The 17,812-nt window shown below is 37.6% G+C and carries 13 protein-coding genes; all 13 read right to left on the reverse strand.

Going from position 1 to position 17,812, the window contains the following annotated elements; translation table 11 throughout:
* Nucleotides 1-176: 176 nt before the first annotated feature.
* A complete protein-coding gene (gene argF, locus R2R35_RS09695) occupies nucleotides 177-1,112 on the reverse strand; it encodes an ornithine carbamoyltransferase (protein WP_317734328.1) in 936 nt (311 codons plus the stop codon).
* A 641-nt stretch (nucleotides 1,113-1,753) separates the two neighbouring features.
* Nucleotides 1,754-2,950, reverse strand: a complete 1,197-nt coding sequence (locus R2R35_RS09700) for a patatin-like phospholipase family protein (RefSeq protein ID WP_317734329.1) — start codon at nucleotides 2,948-2,950, stop codon at nucleotides 1,754-1,756.
* Between the two features lie 268 nt (nucleotides 2,951-3,218).
* The gene (locus tag R2R35_RS09705) at nucleotides 3,219-5,084 is read right to left on the reverse strand and encodes an LTA synthase family protein (protein ID WP_317734776.1); all 1,866 of its coding nucleotides are present in this window, start codon (nucleotides 5,082-5,084) and stop codon (nucleotides 3,219-3,221) included.
* Nucleotides 5,085-5,220: 136 nt separating this feature from the next.
* The gene (locus tag R2R35_RS09710) at nucleotides 5,221-5,967 is read right to left on the reverse strand and encodes a ThuA domain-containing protein (RefSeq protein WP_317734330.1); all 747 of its coding nucleotides are present in this window, start codon (nucleotides 5,965-5,967) and stop codon (nucleotides 5,221-5,223) included.
* A 771-nt stretch (nucleotides 5,968-6,738) separates the two neighbouring features.
* On the reverse strand, nucleotides 6,739-7,662 hold the full coding sequence (locus R2R35_RS09715; protein WP_317734331.1) for an SPFH domain-containing protein: 924 nt from the start codon (nucleotides 7,660-7,662) through the stop codon (nucleotides 6,739-6,741).
* A gap of 1 nt (nucleotide 7,663) precedes the next feature.
* Nucleotides 7,664-8,101: an NfeD family protein gene (locus R2R35_RS09720; RefSeq protein ID WP_317734332.1), complete on the reverse strand. Its 438-nt coding sequence runs from the start codon at nucleotides 8,099-8,101 to the stop codon at nucleotides 7,664-7,666.
* A gap of 100 nt (nucleotides 8,102-8,201) precedes the next feature.
* Entirely contained in the window at nucleotides 8,202-9,005 is an 804-nt protein-coding gene (locus R2R35_RS09725) for a TrmH family RNA methyltransferase (protein WP_317734334.1), read from the reverse strand.
* 388 nt (nucleotides 9,006-9,393) lie between these two features.
* Entirely contained in the window at nucleotides 9,394-11,841 is a 2,448-nt protein-coding gene (locus tag R2R35_RS09730; RefSeq protein ID WP_317734336.1) for an ABC transporter permease, read from the reverse strand.
* The gene (locus tag R2R35_RS09735; protein WP_317734338.1) at nucleotides 11,838-12,509 is read right to left on the reverse strand and encodes an ABC transporter ATP-binding protein; all 672 of its coding nucleotides are present in this window, start codon (nucleotides 12,507-12,509) and stop codon (nucleotides 11,838-11,840) included. The genes R2R35_RS09730 and R2R35_RS09735 overlap by 4 nt, the downstream gene beginning before the upstream one ends.
* Before the next feature lie 279 nt (nucleotides 12,510-12,788).
* Complete coding sequence (locus tag R2R35_RS09740) at nucleotides 12,789-14,063, reverse strand: sensor histidine kinase (RefSeq protein ID WP_317734340.1); 1,275 nt, start codon at nucleotides 14,061-14,063, stop codon at nucleotides 12,789-12,791.
* Entirely contained in the window at nucleotides 14,033-14,773 is a 741-nt protein-coding gene (locus R2R35_RS09745) for a response regulator transcription factor (RefSeq protein ID WP_317734341.1), read from the reverse strand. Before R2R35_RS09745 ends, R2R35_RS09740 begins: the two co-directional genes overlap by 31 nt.
* A 750-nt stretch (nucleotides 14,774-15,523) precedes the next feature.
* Nucleotides 15,524-15,973, reverse strand: a complete 450-nt coding sequence (locus R2R35_RS09750) for a GNAT family N-acetyltransferase (protein WP_317734342.1) — start codon at nucleotides 15,971-15,973, stop codon at nucleotides 15,524-15,526.
* A 367-nt stretch (nucleotides 15,974-16,340) separates the two neighbouring features.
* Nucleotides 16,341-17,752, reverse strand: a protein-coding gene (locus R2R35_RS09755; protein WP_317730922.1) for an IS3 family transposase whose coding sequence is annotated in 2 segments (ribosomal slippage) — nucleotides 16,341-17,275 and nucleotides 17,275-17,752 — 1,413 coding nt in all. Because the reading frame shifts where the segments join, the coding sequence is not laid out codon by codon here.
* Nucleotides 17,753-17,812: the final 60 nt, after the last annotated feature.

Raw genomic sequence — 17,812 nt, forward strand, 5'->3', positions numbered from 1 at the left:
GCCTTTTAATCATATAGAATCATGGTTCCTGCGTCAAGTATCAATACTGCCTTATTAAAAAAGCCAGAATTCATGAATGACCTTAAATCTATTCACAAATCCTGACTATGATAAGTTGAAACTTTATGAAGAATAACTTTTATTCTGAAAGATACTTTCTATTCCGAAAGATACTTTTAATTCCCAAGGGTTGCAACCATTACTGCCTTTATGGTATGCATTCTGTTTTCTGCTTCATCAAATATAACATCTGCATGAGCTTCAAATATTTCTTCCGTAACCTCATAACCCTTTACCGCCGGAAGGCAGTGAAGAAAGATTGTTTTCTCAGTACCCACAGCTTTCATAAGACCGGAATTAACCTGATAAGGCTTTAGCAGCGCAATACGTTCTCCTGCCAGTGCCTCTTCACCCATGGAACACCATACATCAGTATATACGGCATCAGCCCCCTGAACTAAAGCAATATTATCAGTGATTGTTATCGTCCCGCCGGAGGTTTTATTGTATTCCTGGCATTCAGCCACAAGTGCTTCATCCGTCCACAAGGGTTCAGGAGACAGCACAGTAAAGTTAAGTCCCAGTTTGGCACTTCCAATCATGAGACTATTAGCCATATTATTACGTCCGTCACCTACATACACCAGATGAAGCCCTTTTAACGTACCAAACTGCTCTTTTAAGGTCAGGAAATCTGCCAGGATCTGAGTAGGATGATCCAAGTCGGTTAATCCGTTCCAGACAGGAACACCGCTGTATTTCGCCAACTTCTCTACGGTCTCCTGCTTAAAGCCTCTAAACTCAATACCATCAAACATACGCCCAAGTACTCTTGCTGTATCTTCAACACTTTCCTTGTGCCCCAGCTGAATATCATCTTTTCCAAGATATTCAGGATGTCCGCCTTCATCAATACAACCTACAGTAAATGCACATCTGGTTCTGGTGGAAGGTTTTTCAAATATTAATGCGATATTCTTCCCCTTAAGACTGTTTCCGGTAATACCTTGCTTTTTCTTTGTCTTTAGGACTTTGGCAAGGTCTATGAGATATTCAATTTCTTCCGGTGTATAATCTTTTAAGGTTAAAAAACTGCGTCCTTTTAAATTCATTCTCGTCTCTGCTACTTTAACCTTCCTTTACGTATGAAAGATTAAAATCTGTCCTGCCTTACTCACCTGCATAGCCGGACAATGCATACCTCCTTTTTTTGATTTCAGCTTTAATATGTTTATTTATTCATATTACTTTATTTTTATGCACATGTCAAGATTCATTTCCTTTCTTTGCTCATATTACATCTTGTAAAATCTGCTGAAAATTACAGATTTACCGTTAAAAAGAATATAAACAGATTTTCTATCAGCTCCCTTTTTTATTGTTTTTCTAATGAACTGTCCTCTTCGACCCTTGAAAATAAAGGAATAATGCTTAATTCTCAGTTAACAGATATAGAAAGAGCTTCCATCTCTTCCATTAATCTGCATATCAGCCTTAAAACAAACCTGAATTTATTCAATAACTCTTTCTGCTTTTATGAACAGGTATTTACAAAGGTTGCTCTTATAATTATTTATTATTTTATTTATTAATAATTTGTATAAGAAGTTTTATTTTATAAGATCTTAATAAATCAAAAAAGACAAAGAAGAACAGAATCTAATTCTTCTTTGTCTTTTTGCAGGATTTAAACATTCCCCTGCCAACAATCTCCTTATTCAATTTACAGCAGTTAAGTTAAGATACAATGATTTTATGCCACAGGAAGTATTATTAGCTTTATGACCAGGGTAAGAAATAATTCTATTTCATAACCTCTTTTCTGGCTCTTTTCATAATTCTCTCTAATACGTTTTATCAGTTCTTCTTCCGTATAAATTGCAAATTTGGATATATGGACGGTCTTTGCAGCAAGCTCCAGAAGGCTTAAATATAATTCCTGATAGGTCCAGTTCTTTTGGAGTCTTAAGCTACCTGCTAGATTCTGACATACTCCTTCTAAAAAGCGCCGGGTATATACCTCCGCAGCTCCAATATCCAGCTTGTAATATTCCAAAAAAGCCATTTTTACAGCTTCATTTACATGAATGAGCCGCATTACTGCCTCTTCTTCGCTTAAACCAGCTTTAAGATAATAAATTTTTCCGCTTAAACCTCTTATACTACGCATGCCGTCAAAATAGCCAAGATCTATATTTCTTCGACTCTTCTCAGAATTAAATTCCAGCATGCCCCCCAGATTTATTCTGGGCGATATCTGTGTAATAGTAACATCCTCTGGAATTTTTACGCTTTTTAGCAGGCCCATTCCAAAGATACGAATAACAATGATATCCTTATAATTCCTGTTAATAAGCATATCTACAGGAACATTGTTGAACATCCCACCATCCAGGTAGCGCTGTCCATTCAGCTTCTCTCTTTTAAAGGCCGGCAATAGTGCACTTGCAAGGAGGTAATCTTTCAGATTTTCTTCTTCTATTTCCTGAGCCGTTATCTCAAGTTCTTTCAGCTTATCCACAAGAAAGGTTCCAAAGACGAATTCCATCCCCGACTGCTTTATCTTTTCCACATTTATGAATTTATTGATTAATTCTTTTAGCGGTGCTATGTCGATACCCCGGTCTGCGATTACTCTGGTGGTATCTTTCGTAAGAGATTTTAAATCCAGATTTTTTATGTCCTTTTTCATAAGACACTGCATCTGTTTATCATTTACATTCATGATATCCGAATAAGTAATATTCTTCCATAACTCTTCAGCAGCTTCATAATCCCCCATGCACATCAGGGCCCCGTTTAAAGCTCCAACAGATACACCGGATACACCTTTTATCTTAACTCCGCATTCTAAAAGAGCCTTCCAGACACCAATCTGGTAGGCTCCTTTTGCTCCGCCGCCTTCAAGAACAATTCCGTATTCCTTGGTTAAATCAAATTCTTTCGCCATACTTACTCCCATTCAGGTTATTTGCATGTTTGGGTCTGCCTGGTTCATAGTCCTAATACAGATTTGTAATCCAGCATATAAAAGAGCGGATTATCTTAACTCATATTGTTTTAGTTGTTATATTTCAAATTTACGTTGTTTAAATAAGACATTATTTACATCGTATATTTACATTTATAATTACGTCTTATTTACATTGTTTAATTCTACATTTTCTAATTACTTTTATAGCTAATCTCTTATTAAGCTGCTTATGTCTGTTATTAACTTATTGATTTTCCAAATTGTCTTCGGCAACTGGCTCTCTATGAATATAGTTGCTGATTAAATCCTGATTCAAAATCTCTTCTGAGGTCTTTTTGATGGTAATCGCCTTATTATAGTCCTCTTCATAAACAGAGGCATCTACCGGCTCATCTGTACCTATTTTCCAAGCTCTGCTTCCGTCAAATACACCCTCTCTGGATATCTCGAACATGGTATCATTGTGAATAAAGGAACCCTCAAAAAGATATGCCGTAAAAGCAACAAATCCATCTTTGGCATTGCTTAAATCCTGCCCGAGAATATAAGGCTGATTAAACTCCAATCCCATAATATTTGCAATTGTTGGGAGGAAATCAATCTGTCCGCCAGTGGTTGAAATAGTCTCTTTTACTCCGCTTCCCGGTACATGAATCATAAGAGGGATTCTTAGCATCTCATCATAGTCATAAGCTCTTCCCAGGTAGTTTTCCATCATTTCTTTGTTATTATCCATGTTCAGGTTAAGACCATGGTGATCGCCATACAGTGCAATTACAGTGTTATCGTACAGTCCTGCATCTTTTAACTCCTGTAAAAACTCTCCGAAGGCCTCATCAAAATAACGTACGGTCTTTAAATAAGAACCGAATTTAGTATTTTTATCTTCTTCTTTTAACTGTAAGGTTACATCTTTATCTTCTATTACAAAAGGATGATGGCTTGTTAATGATATTATAAAACTGAAAAAGGGCTTTTCTTCCTTAGACAGTATATCTGCAGCCTGTCGGAACATGGATTTATCAGATATACCAAGGCCTATAATATCGCTCTGATCCAAATCCTCCATACTGTAGAAATTCTCAAATCCCTGTCCCGGGTATGCTGCTTCACGATTCCAGAACTCACCTTTGTAGCCGTGAATGGCCAGTGTATCATACCCCTTATCTCTCAGCAGCCAAGGAAGTCCGTTAAAGGTATTGTTCTGATACAAAGTATAGCACTCTCTGTCTATAACCGGGTAAAGGCTGTTTAAGGTAGAGAATTCTGCATCTGCAGTGTTACCTTTACCTATGTTCGTGTAATATCGGTCATAATATAAGGTATCCTTCTGTAAAAATGCATTCAGATTCGGTGTTATTACCTGTCCGTTATACTGTGCACCAATTACAAAGTTCTGTAAAGCTTCTACCTGTAATACAATCAGGTTCTTACCCTCTCCGATATTCTTATATTTGAGTCCGCTGACCTGAGGCGTAACTTCCTTTACCGTATCCAGTACCTGCTCTTCAGGTACTTCCTCTGTAACGATATTATCTGCAATTGCATTATAGATATCGTTAACATGGTTAGAAAAGAATTCTACACTGTTTACCTTATCAATGGCCTTACTGTCAAAAGGATTTACTACTAACAGTAAGAACAGGCCTACAAAACTGATTGCAAGATATTTAAGTTCTCTTTTATAACTCCAGCCGGTACGATTGCTGTCCTGCTTCAAGAGCTTTTTAAAATAGTAATAAATAAATGGTATATCAGCAAACAAAAGGAAGCTTGCAGGTATCAGTGTCGCTACAAAACTTTCCGGAACCGCTGCTACATTGGCTGCCTGCCATAATTGCTTAATGGAAACTGTCTGATTATAATAGTTGTAATACATCGTGTCAGCAAACATTAACAGGCTTAACAAGCTGTAAACCACCAGGAATATTATATTCTTTCTCTTAAGCCTGCTTCGTATAAAGCTTAGGAAAATCAACCCTAAGGCCATTACACTGACCAGTATAAAGGTAATATCAGATATATCCACGTTTATAAGCTGGTAATAAACTACCAATTTGATTGCAAAGAATAATAAAATCATATAGGGAGACTTGATGATCTCCTTCATTTTTTCCACTTACATCCTCTCCTTAACAACAACTTTACATATAATTTAACTCATTTAACTCTAATTTATAATAGCTCATTGCCAAATTTTTATCAAGGAGTGAATTCTTAAGTTTATCTTAACGATTTCAAAAATTTTACTCCTTCTGTTGAATGCTCTCCAAAGGTACCGGTATATTTTCCGCATGCTCCGGTCTTGCATCCCCTCTTTTCACAGGTGCCAGATAACCGGCTGCATTTACTAATACCCTTTGAATATCCTTATTATAGTAGGTAGGATATTCTTCGTGACCCGGACGGAAATAGAAAATCTTACCTCTTCCTCTGTTAAAGCAGCAGCCGCTTCTGCATACTTCCCCGCCTTCAAACCAGCTGATAAAAATCAATTCATCGGGGTTTGGTATCTCAAACTGTTCCCCATACATTTCTTCTTTGGGAAGCTCGATATATTCTCCAATACCTTCTGTAATAGGATGCCCTGGTTCCACTACCCATAATCGTTCTTTCTCATCAGCAACTCTCCATTTTAAATTACAGGAGGTTCCCATTAAACGTCTGAAAATTTTGGAATGATGGCCTGAATGCAATACCACAAGTCCCATACCATTTAAGACTCTGTTCTGTACCTTTTCAACGATTTCATCACTTACTTCATTGTGTGCCATATGTCCCCACCAGAACAGAACATCTGTACTTTCAAGAACCTCATCTGTCAGTCCATGGAATTCTTCATCCAGAGTTGCCGTGCGAACTTCAAAGTTCTCTCCTGTAAAGCAGTCAGCTAAAACCTTATGAATTCCTTCCGGATAGATCTCCTTGATTTTTCCTTCCATTTTCTCATGACGGTATTCATTCCATATTGTTACACGTATCTTATTACTCATGTTTACACCCATTGTATACCCCAGGCAAGCCTGTGATTCTGCCACTCGTTATAATATGCGAAAGAACTTGCTGTGGCAGCCTTTCTTTTTATTTTCTCTCACACCTAGTCTTTAGAGTTAACATTACTATGTTTCATAATTTTATGTTTATTAATTCTATGTTTTCTAAATTTATCTTTTCTAATTTTTTCTTTTCTAATTTTTTCTTTTTAAGCAATTCAAGTATCAAAAGCTTTTCGTAATCAATCTTTTGTTTCTTTAAGCACTAAACCTAATCCTACTTTATTCTTTTCTTATTTAACAAGCATGTCAAAAGATCGCTTCCATACAATTTCAGGCGAAATGTACAAGGCAGAAGGAACGAATGTGCCTATGGAAATGTATTAGAAGTCCTTTTCTCTGAAGATTATGTGCTATAACTTCAAACAGATTGTCTGAGCGCAGCGAGTTATCTGTTTGAGGTTATGTCAAGCACAAAATCTTCAGAGAATTAGGACTTCTTATACATTGGAATTGAAGCATGAGTTCCTTCTGTCTTGTGCAGTTCGCCGTCCCCTTGTAAAAACCCTCACTTTTGACATTCAAATCATATATTATCTAATAACTCTAGTATTACCTTTATCCAAGAAATAACCATACTATTCCTTTACTTTCTTGTCAATCGGTTTTCCGTAATTAATTACAAAATTGAAAGAATAAAGAATATATAACCCGACACACAAAACTGCCCCGCTTCCATCAATCGGACAGAGGCAGGGCAGTTCGTCCATATTACTGTTTATCGGATACTACTTCCGTAATGGATTTTGCAAGACCTGCAATACCCTGAATCTCAGAAGGAATAATAATCTTAGTAGCCTTTCCGTCCGCTGCCTTTTGGAAAGCCTCAAGGCTCTTAATCTGAAGAACAGCCATGCTGGGATTCGCTTCATTTAAGAAACGGATACCGTCAGCATTTGCTTTCTGAACAGTAAGAATAGCTTCTGCTTGACCTTCTGCTTCTCTTATGGTTGCTTCCTTCTGCGCTTCTGCATGAAGAATTGCTGATGCCTTATCTGCTTCCGCTTCCAGAATAGTTGACTGTTTCTTACCCTCTGCCACAAGAATCTGTGAAGTCTTCTCACCTTCTGCACGAAGGATAGCCTCTCTTCGCTCTCGCTCTGCCTTCATCTGTTTCTCCATGGCATCCTGAATAGCTGCAGGAGGAATGATGTTTTTTAATTCTACACGATTTACCTTGATTCCCCAAGGGTCCGTCGCTACGTCCAAAGAAACTCTCATTTTTGTATTGATGATTTCTCTGGAAGTAAGAGTCTGATCCAGCTCCAGATCACCAATAATATTACGAAGTGTGGTTGCTGTCAGGTTCTCAATTGCAAGGATAGGACGCTCCACACCGTATGCAAACAGTTTCGGATCTGTAATCTGGAAGAATACTACCGTATCAATCTTCATGGTTACATTGTCCTTGGTGATAACGGGCTGAGGAGCAAAATCTACTACCTGCTCCTTTAAGAGAACTTTTTTTGCCACCTTATCAATGAAAGGCACCATAAAATGAATACCTACATTCCAGGTTGCCTGATATCCACCCAGACGCTCTACTACATAAGAATAAGCCTGAGGAACAATGCGTACACAGGACGCTACTACTAATAAAAATAGAACTACTATAATAATTAATGCATATGGCACTTTAAACACCCTCTCTTTCTACCTCTACGATTAGTTTCACACCGGAAACTTTTTTTACTATGACTTTCTTTCCTACCTGGATGATTGTATCATCGCTGGATCTTGCTGTCCATTCCAGTCCATTCAGCAGCACCACACCGGTACTGTTAAAATTGTCGATTAACTCAAGGACTTTACCGGAACTTCCCTCCAAGGCCTCATAGTTGGTCTTTTCACGCTTATTATTGAAATATTTCATTGCTATTGGTCTTGTAAAGTACAGTAAGACTAATGATACTGCAACGAATATACCAATCTCTAAGATCAGATTATCTGTGAACAGGGATAGCAGGAATGCGGCTAATGCACCTCCGGCAAACCATATGGATGTCAATCCCAGTGTTATGATTTCGATAATCAGAAGTACTGTCAGAGCAACGAGCCAATAAATTGAGTCCACGGAATATTACCCCCTTCCGTAAATTTGATACTTACATTCTACTTCATAAATGAAGAAATAACAATATCTGCATGACATCTTTTAGCTTTCTTAAAGAAATCTAATCAATCTTTAATCTTTCCTGTCTTTTCTGACGGTAGATCTCATACAGAAGGATGGAAGCAGCAACTCCGGCATTTAAAGACTCCACCTTTCCCTCCATGGGAATAATGATATTACTGGTTGAAAGTCCTGCTGCCTCTTCACTGAGCCCTCTGGCTTCATTTCCGATTAGGATAGCTGTCTTCGCCGGATAAGTAATCCTATCATATTCTAATGCTGCCTGCAAATGTGCAGCATATACGGAAATGCCTGCAGCTTTTATTACCCTTATGGTTTCCGGGAAATCCTCAGCATATACTATGGGCATTCGGTAAATGGCCCCCATTGTGGACCGGATTACCTTCGGATTATAGATATCAACCGAAGCCTGGCTTAAGATAATTCCTGTAACTCCTGCTCCTTCTGCTGTCCTTATTATAGTACCAAGATTTCCCGGGTCACGTATATCCTCCAAAAGCACCAAATTTATGTCATCTTTACGGATAAGCTCTTCTATGGAATATTCCTGTTTTCTTACAATCGCTAATATCCCCTGGGGCGACAAAGTATCACTGGCAGCTTTCATTACCTGCTCTGTCACTATCTCATATGAAGTGCCGATAAAATAATCCGGCTGCAGTCTGATCTTTTCCTCATACAGCTTTTCGGATATATAGGCTTTCATAAGATGTCCTCCTGCTTTTGCTTCCTCAAACATCTTTATACCTTCCACAACAAAAGCTTTCTGCTCCTGGCGTTCCTTGGGCTTGGTCTGTAGCTGTATAAGATTTTTTATCTGTGGATTTGATGTACTACTTATCATGATTTCTCCTGTCCGCTCTGCATCTTTCATTACTTCATGCATTTTAAAATTATTTAAACGTTAACACTTTACTTCTATCGCTCAATCACCAGTTGTTTCCACTTATTGGCTGTAAATTGGTCCGTATTCATTCAACAGGCTTCTCCCTGCCTTATGCATACAATCCATGTAATATTAATTTTTTTATTAAAGCTCTTTTTATTCTAACTTAACAGCAGCTATACTGCAAGAGAACATACTAGTATTTTTCCTGATGAAGTAAAAAAAGCTCTCTCACTCTCAAAAAAATTATTTTCAAGAACGAGAGCCCTCGTTATGCTTCGCGGTACCACCTCAAATTTACCCATACCTCATAATAAGGGTCTTGTCTGCTGCGGATATTAATTCCTTATCCCTGGTATCTTATCCGCTCCACCAGTGAGGCTTTTTTGAGATTTCTGCTTAACAGATAGGATAATGTGATCTGCAGAACTGCTATGGCAGCAACCATTAATCCCATTTCCATCACGGGAAAATGATATTCATATAATCCAAACCAGGAATTTTCTTTACCATAGCGAAATAACAGATAACCAGCCGGCGTACCAACCGCTAATGCTATAAATACTGTTCCTGCCGTAAATAGCAGCCCTTCCATTTGGAGCATCTTGTTAAGCTGACGGTTTGTCATGCCCACTGCCTGTAAGACACCAAGTTCCTGCCGCCTTGTAATAATACGGGTAATGATAGTATTCGCCATATTTAAAAAGCCTATAAGGCCCATGACTCCCAGAAATGTATAAGCCATAAATTTTATCATTTCGGTAGCAATCTTTGATGCTTTTAATTCCTTGGCATAAGAAGTTAAAGTAATCTTGTCTGTATTTTCCAGGAGTTTTTCAAGCTCCTCTTTCACAGATCCTTCTACTTTCTTATCACAGTCAATCCAGAGGTAACCGTTAGTATCCCCTGAGACCTTCAGTTTTTCATAAGTATCTTCAGTTATGACCCAATCCGTATCCATGTTTGAGAAAGAACCGGCAAGGTGAAAGATATGCCTGCCACCCTTCTCTCCAGAGATACTTTCGGCAATTTCCATTGATATATCCTGCCCCAGATAATAACCATAATACTCCACGAAATTAGCCCAGCCATAATATATAAGATTTTCTGAAGAAGCTTTATCATAGTTGAAGTCGCCAGTAGTTGTGCTGTATTTGCTGAACCTTGTAAAGTCTTCTTTGTTTAATACCATTACATCTACCAGGCTTTCTTCTTCGCTGTTTCCCTTTTCTTTATGGACAGCGAGAAGCTTTCTTACCTTTACCTCCGTGACACCAGGTATGGCTTTGATTCTTTCTATTAATTCACTATTAAGTGGATTATTCTTAAGGATTCTATCCAGATTATTCTCCGGATATGCTTTGTCATTTAAGGAGTAGTCCAGGCTGAGATAAAACCTACCATACTCAACCTCTTTTCTGGCATTGTATTCATCGTTTATATTTCCCGCAAGACCTGCAATTCCCACAAAAAGAACGCAGGAAAGTCCCATAGTGCAGATGGTTGATATATTATTCTTAAGACTTCCCTTTAAACCCGCCAGGGTAATACCAATCAGGTGAATAGAGCTCCTTCCTTTTCGGAGGCCTTTATCCTTTTCCTTACTTTCCTGATAAACGATAGCTTCTATGGGCGAAAGAACAGAAACGGTTCTTATAGGTTTTCTTAGAGCAAGCCAGACCGTTGTCAATGCAAGTATTGCTACCAGCAGCAATAGCGGAAGTGAAAAGATTGAAACTTTTGTCATTTCCACATCACCCCTTACGGCATTTCCCTGTTTCATGAATAAATCAAAGAAAATAACAGACACCAAATATCCAAAGCCTAAGCCTAAGGGAACTCCAAGGGCTCCTAAGAGCATTCCTTCTCGGATAACAATTTCTTTCAGCTGTTTTTTCGTAGCTCCCAAAGCTTTTAATTTACCGTATTCCTGAAGTTTTTGTACCAATCCAACCTGATAAATATTATAGATGACTACAATGGAGAAAAGAATGACAATAAATCCAAGAAAAATCACTCCCCATATGGTTTCCGTTCCAGGGTCCAATGCAGCTATAAGGAAATAGACATTTGGCATAATATACTCTTCCTTCAGTCCATATTTAGCCCCCAGTTCCTCTATTTTAGCTTTTGCGGTATCATAATTTAATTTCATGGATTTATTCAATGTGAAATACGCGTGAAACTGCCGGTTACTCTTAGTGATTGCTGCTTCAAAGAAACCTTGTGAGATAAAAGCAGTCATAGTGCTGTTATTGAGGTCTGTATTGCTTTCTTTCATTAGACCGCTGATTCGAAAGTTCTTCTTTTCATATTTACTATTCAGATCCGGCCGGAAAGATACCTGAATAACCTCGCCTACCCTGGGTTCTGTAATCCCAAGCTTTCGAAAGAATTCCGGCTTGGCAGTTATATCCGTTTCTTGAAGAGGATAAGTACCTTCTTCTAACTGCCGGTCCATATTGGTAAGGTTTCTTGCTGTTTCATCTGCAAAAAACAGGCTTAGTTTATCCTTGTTTTCAATTACACCCGCATTTGACATCAGTCCAATTTCGGTAAACTCATTTCGAAGTCTCATGTCTTCTGTTTGTTCATAGGACAAACCTCTGAATACGCCATAGTAGCTTCCATATAAGTTCACTGCATTTACGCGATTGGATTTGACTATACCATAACCCCAGGTAAGGATAACCGTAAGAAGAAGCGTCGTAAGAAATACTGAAATTATTATCAGGATACTTCGGGTTTTATTTCTCCTGTTGTTGTTAATTGCTATATTGGTTAAGGTGCTCATCTTTCTCTGATACCTCCGTCCTCCATGACCAGTATGCGATCGGCGATTTGAGCGATTTCCTCATCATGAGTTATCATAACCAGGGTCTGACCATATTTTAGAGCAGACATTTTCAGCAGGCCTATGACTTCCTCCCCTGTTCTGGAGTCCAGATTCCCTGTAGGTTCATCTGCTAAAATGATATCAGGTTTTACTGACAATGCCCTGGCTATAGCCACTCTCTGCTGCTGTCCTCCGGACAGGGTATAGGGCAGGTTGTGAATCTTACTGTCAATACCCAGTGTAGCTATAATATCCCGTATGAACTCTTTATCAAACTGTCTGTTGTCGAGTCCTATGGGCAAGACAACGTTTTCCCAAACGTTAATGGAAGAGATCAGATTATAGGCCTGAAAAACAAATCCAATCTTTCTTCTTCTGAAAACAGTAAGTTCCTCCTCTTTCAGACCAAAAATATCCTTACCGTTTATTAAAACTTTCCCGCCTGTGGGTGTGTCGAGTCCCCCAAGCATATGTAACAGGGTACTCTTTCCTGAACCTGACTTTCCTAATATCGTAACAAACTCTCCTTGCTTTATGGCAATGGAAGCATTGTGAACTGCTTTTACCACATTTTCTCCCTTACCGTAATACTTACATAAATCTTTACTTTCCAAGACTGTATTCATTTATAATAACCCCTTTCTCATTTTTACCTTAGAGCCTTTACATTTCATATAAAACTACCTAATCAGTACTATGTTATATTATATATTTCAGCAATATCCTCTGCCTGTAAGAATACCAGTCAAAGTAGTTATACAATGGAATCTTAGGTATCTTACTGTCATAACTGATATTATTACTGTGCTTCCACGACAAAGTTTATACTTAATCCTTGAATTATACTATATTCCTAACTATAACAGCCTTCCCTTTCCATACCCTTACAGAACAGGAAAAAAGTCTTACAATTCTGTAAGACTTTCACTTATATATGGTAGTTGTATAATAAAACAGCTTCCTTTACTTCCATTTCCTTTACCGGAGCTAACCGTTACGATTCCCCTTTGTCTGGTTATTATCTCCCTGGTCAGGTAAAGTCCCACCCCTGAACCGTTCTGACTCTTAACCTCACGTGAGTTTCCACGGTAAAAGCGTTTAAATATCTCATGATATTCTTCTTTTGGTATTCCGATTCCTTCATCGGAGATCTCTATTCGTAAGGAAGAGACCCACTTTGCCATCGTTATGGTTATACAACTGCCCGCTTCACTATATTTTATCCCGTTATCCAGAAGATTTACCACAGCTTCACACATCCAGCCAGCATCGTGGGGTATAATAAGGCTCTGCAGTTCTTCCGCTGCTTCCATGGCAATTTCTATCTGCTTTGCTTCTGCCTTCTGGTACACACGATTAACTGCCTCCAGCAGGGTATTAAAGATATTTGCTTCCGCAATCTTTATCTCAATCAAACCGGTTTCTAACCTTGAAATATTGATTAATGCTGCCAGAAGATTTTCAAGCCCTGCTAGCATAGCACCGGAACGGTGTAAGAACTCCTGTCTCTCTTCAAGGCTGATATCTTCTCTTCTTAGTATTTCAAAACAGGCTTTCAAAGCTGCCACCGGAGTTTTAAGCTGGTGGGAGATATCTGTTACCAGGGTCTTGGTTTCATTTTTTTCCCTGTTAATAAGTTCTTCCTTCATTTTAAAATAACTCCCCAAAGATTCCAGTTGGATAAAAATCCTTTTAATAGCAGATTCCTTTTCGCTAAGCGCCTCATAGTCTGTTATTCTATAATCCCCCTTACTGTAATCGGCAAGCAGTCCTTCGAGGTTGTTAAGCCCACTCCGTACCAGCTTTCGGTTGTTCCTCCATAACCAGATTAATATAACAAGAACAGTACAATAAAAGCATAAAGAACATACGCCGATTGTTATCAGTTTAACCTTTAGTTCCTGGCTGTAGACATTATCAATGCCGCTGAAGTATCCATATTCTTTCAGAATATCCTCGCCTATACTTTCATTGCTTATTTTCTGTCCTTTTAGCAGTTCAGAAGCAAGCCTTAAAAAATCTGTATTTTCTGGGTTCTCTGCTGCAATGCTGCTGATTATCTGAATCTTCTCCCTGTAATTCTGATATTCTCCCCAGGATAAACCTGCAGCTGCCAAAAACACCAAAAAAAACAGGAGCACCGCGGCTGTTATATATTTCTTCTGCATTCCTGATTCCATAAATATCCCATTCCTCTTATATTTTTAATATACTCAGGTTTGGTACTGTCTGGTTCTATCTTCTCTCTGAGTCTCCTTATATTGACTGCCACTGTATTCTCATCCGCAAAATTGCCATCCATATCAAAAAGCTGCTCTAATATCTGGTTCTTGGACAAAATCTGCTTTGGGTGCTCTAAGAATAATCGAAGCAGCTTCCATTCATTTTTTGTAAGATCGATATAATTACCTTCTATTTGAACACGCATATCAGATATAGAAAATTTTATTCTGCCAGACTCTATTACATCTGAACATGCCGGACTCTGTTTTCGAAAATAAGCTGCCACCTTCATAGTTAGTACAGACAGACTGAAGGGTTTTGTCACATAGTCATCTGCACCGGCTTCATATCCTATGACCTGGTCCGCTTCTCTGTCCATTGCTGTAAGACATATGATATGTACCTGGCTCACTTTTCGGACTTCACGGATGAATATTAGTCCGTTGCCATCTGGCAGGGTAATATCACAAACAATAAGCTGAGGCTTTACTTTCTGAAATAACCGCCTGGCTTCTCCAAGTGAAAAACAGGAATATACCTGATATCCTTCCTTTTCCAACAGGAAGGCAATACTTCTGTTAACACTGTCTTCGTCCTCAAGGATTAATATCCGGTTCCTGGTTGAAATATTAGGTTGTAGTAAATCTGTATTATTATTGTAATTCATGCCTATGTCCTTTATTGAGTTGTTCAGTAAACGGTACTATATAATTTTACCCGGAACTATTTTCCATTTTTTTGAAACATCACTATATTTTAAAGTTTTATTTTAAGCTATTATTTTAAGTCTTTATTTTTAGACCTTAATTTTAGGCTTTAATCTCAGGCTTTAATCTCAGGCTTTTAATCTCAGGCTTTAATCTTAGGCTTTAATCTCAGGCTTTAATCTTAGGCTTTAATCTCAGGCTTTAATCTCAGGCTTTTAATCTCAGGCTTTAATCTCAGGCTTTAATTTTAACTATATTGTCATATCCTATCTCAAATATAGCTGTAATTTTCATATATTACAACCTTTTTCTGGAATAACATGATGGTAAGTGACTCTGGCAAAAATAAATGAAACATAATACTTTCTGGTCAAATTCATATATTTTCTGGCACAGCTCAATTATTTTATTAAATTTTTTCTCTAACTTTTTCTCTAGCTTTAGCATTTTCTATAATATAATAAACTTTCAAATAATTTAAAGTCATATACTGAATCTACGTTATCTGTTGATCTATTGCCTTGTAAAAGCATTATCCAGAATGAGGGCACAATTTCCTTCTCTTGATTTTCGATTATAAATTATAATAACTATGAATTTTTAACCTTGAACTAAAAGCAACCGTAAAATACATAATAAATCCCAAGGATTTATCTTATCGAAGAATGTATTCGACAGAGTATAGGCCCTTGGGATTTAACATATAAACACTAAATAATATTCAATTTATACACTTCTTCGTCATCTACCACTTCTCCAGTAGTAACAAAACCTGCTTTTTCATATAAACCCTTTGCCATTATATTATCCAATGCAACAGATAAATAAATTTCCTTACATTGAAATTGCTTTTTCATTTCTTCAAGAATCAATGCCAGGGCCTGCTTGCCATAGCCTTTTCCCTGATACCTTCTGTCAAGCATCAGCCTGCATATCTCATAGATATTCTCTTCTTCGCACAAGCCATACATGGCAAAACCTATAAGGTTATCCTCAGCCTCAATTGCTTTGGTTACCCAGCCCTTTTCATATATCGACTGTACGATGGAGTATGCATTAGAAGCCACATATTTTTCGCCAATGGTATGGCTGCCATCTTCGTTTGAAGTAAGCAGGATTACCGCTTCCCAGTTTTCTTTCGTTATATCTGCAAGTCTCATTTATTATCCATCCTTTTTAAAGAGGCGAAACGCTCTCTGTTATTCTTTGCTTTTTATTCTTCATAAATGCTCCTCCTTTCTCAGCTGATTCTATGTAAGATAGTTAACTGCATTATTTATTTTACAATTATAACATTCTTACTTCTAATGAGCCAGGTAAACTTCGTATTTATATATTCTATACAGTAAACTTGCGGAAATGCCATAGGTATGCAATGGAGTTCCTTCGAATGAATTCAAATAGTCCTAACTATAATCCAGCAAAAAACCGGTTCTATAATAAATGTTGGGGTATGTTAAAAACATTGATGTGACCCCAATAAGTTAGACTTTATTGCGTAGTAGTTTATAATTGCTACGCAATTATTTATGCAGCCGTGAGGCTAAGCCTGTATTCCACAGGGCTCATCCATCCTAGTTTCTCTTTAATTCGTTTCTCGTTATAATACTTTATGTATTTGTCTATTGTCCCTTTTAGGTGCTCATAGCTGTAATAAATCATACCATAATACATCTCCTGTTTCATAATTCCAAAGAAATTTTCCATAACAGAATTATCATGACAGTTTCCTTTCCGGGACATACTTTGGAAGACTTTATTTTCTTTCAGAGTATAACTATAAGCCTTCATCTGGTAAGCCCATCCTTGATCCGAATGAAATGTACGCCTGTACTTACAATCGCTTGTAATTTTAATGGCTTCATTTAAAGCATTCATTATATTCTCGGCAGATGGTCGTTGTGAAACACCATAGCTAATTATTTCTCTATTACACATATCCATAAATGGATCCAGATAGAGTTTCTTGATAATTATTCGTCCTTTATCATCTATATCATAATACTTAAATTCAGAGGTGTCTGTTGTAATCTTTTGGTGTGGAATATGAGTTTCAAACCTCCTATGAATTCTATTAGGAGCAACCTTACCCACCTTGCCTTTATAAGAACTGTATTTACGACTTTTCCTGGTAAACGAAGTAACTTGAAGACCTAGCTTCTGAACAATTCGTTGAACACATTTCTTGTTTACAACGAGTCTCTGTTTTCTTAATTCTCCATAAATCCGACGATAGCCGAAATCCTTATTTTCCTTTCTAATTTCAAGGATTCGTTGTTCGAGATCCTTATTTGGCTTTTCTCTATCAAAGCGTTTTTGCCAGTACATATAGGTCGCTTTAGGAAAACCTGTGAATGCGAGAATATCTTTTAGTTTGAAGTCTCCTCGGAGGCTGTGGATGATTCTCGCTGTTTTTTCAGAAGAGCTTCCTCCTCTAAACGCAGCCTCCTCAGTTCTTTTAAATAGGTATTCTCTATTCTTAACTTGAGATTTTCATCTTCAAGTTTTTTTAAATACTCAGAATTATTGCTTGTAGCTTCGATATTTGTAGATTTGCTTTCTTTTGGCTCAGACACTTTGGAACGCCGCCCCTTTCGTTTGGTTCGTAAAGCATCAGGACCAGCAATTCTAAAATCATTTACCCACTTAGTAATTAAAGGTGGATTGTTTAAGCCAACTGATAGAGCCAACTCCTGATAAGAGACCTCTGTTGATAAATATAACTCTACCACATGAAGTTTAAATTCAAAAGCATATGTTTCGTTTTTCCTAGAACGCATTAATCCTCTATTACCTAATTCTTTATACGCATTTACCCATTTACGTATTGGTGTATTTGAAGAAAATCCATATTTCTTAGCTAAAAAATCAACTCCGCCCTGTTGTTTAAGATACTCTTCAACTATTTGTTTCTTAAATTCAAAACTATATTTTGCCATGAAAAAACTGACCTCCCAATCGTTAGATTTTTAGGTCTAACTTTTGGGGGTCAGTTCATA

The sequence above is a fragment of the Anaerocolumna sp. AGMB13020 genome, from assembly GCF_033100115.1.
Classification (GTDB): domain Bacteria; phylum Bacillota; class Clostridia; order Lachnospirales; family Lachnospiraceae; genus Anaerocolumna.

What these genes read in the sequence shown, in the direction of transcription:
- argF (WP_317734328.1), bottom strand. Translation starts at nt 1,112, where the DNA reads ATGAATTTAAAAGGACGCAGTTTTTTAACCTTAAAAGATTATACACCG.
- R2R35_RS09700 (WP_317734329.1), bottom strand. Translation starts at nt 2,950, where the DNA reads ATGGCGAAAGAATTTGATTTAACCAAGGAATACGGAATTGTTCTTGAA.
- R2R35_RS09705 (WP_317734776.1), bottom strand. Translation starts at nt 5,084, where the DNA reads ATGAAGGAGATCATCAAGTCTCCCTATATGATTTTATTATTCTTTGCA.
- R2R35_RS09710 (WP_317734330.1), bottom strand. Translation starts at nt 5,967, where the DNA reads ATGAGTAATAAGATACGTGTAACAATATGGAATGAATACCGTCATGAG.
- R2R35_RS09725 (WP_317734334.1), bottom strand. Translation starts at nt 9,005, where the DNA reads ATGATAAGTAGTACATCAAATCCACAGATAAAAAATCTTATACAGCTA.
- R2R35_RS09730 (WP_317734336.1), bottom strand. Translation starts at nt 11,841, where the DNA reads ATGAGCACCTTAACCAATATAGCAATTAACAACAACAGGAGAAATAAA.
- R2R35_RS09735 (WP_317734338.1), bottom strand. Translation starts at nt 12,509, where the DNA reads ATGAATACAGTCTTGGAAAGTAAAGATTTATGTAAGTATTACGGTAAG.
- R2R35_RS09740 (WP_317734340.1), bottom strand. Translation starts at nt 14,063, where the DNA reads ATGGAATCAGGAATGCAGAAGAAATATATAACAGCCGCGGTGCTCCTG.
- R2R35_RS09745 (WP_317734341.1), bottom strand. Translation starts at nt 14,773, where the DNA reads ATGAATTACAATAATAATACAGATTTACTACAACCTAATATTTCAACC.
- R2R35_RS09750 (WP_317734342.1), bottom strand. Translation starts at nt 15,973, where the DNA reads ATGAGACTTGCAGATATAACGAAAGAAAACTGGGAAGCGGTAATCCTG.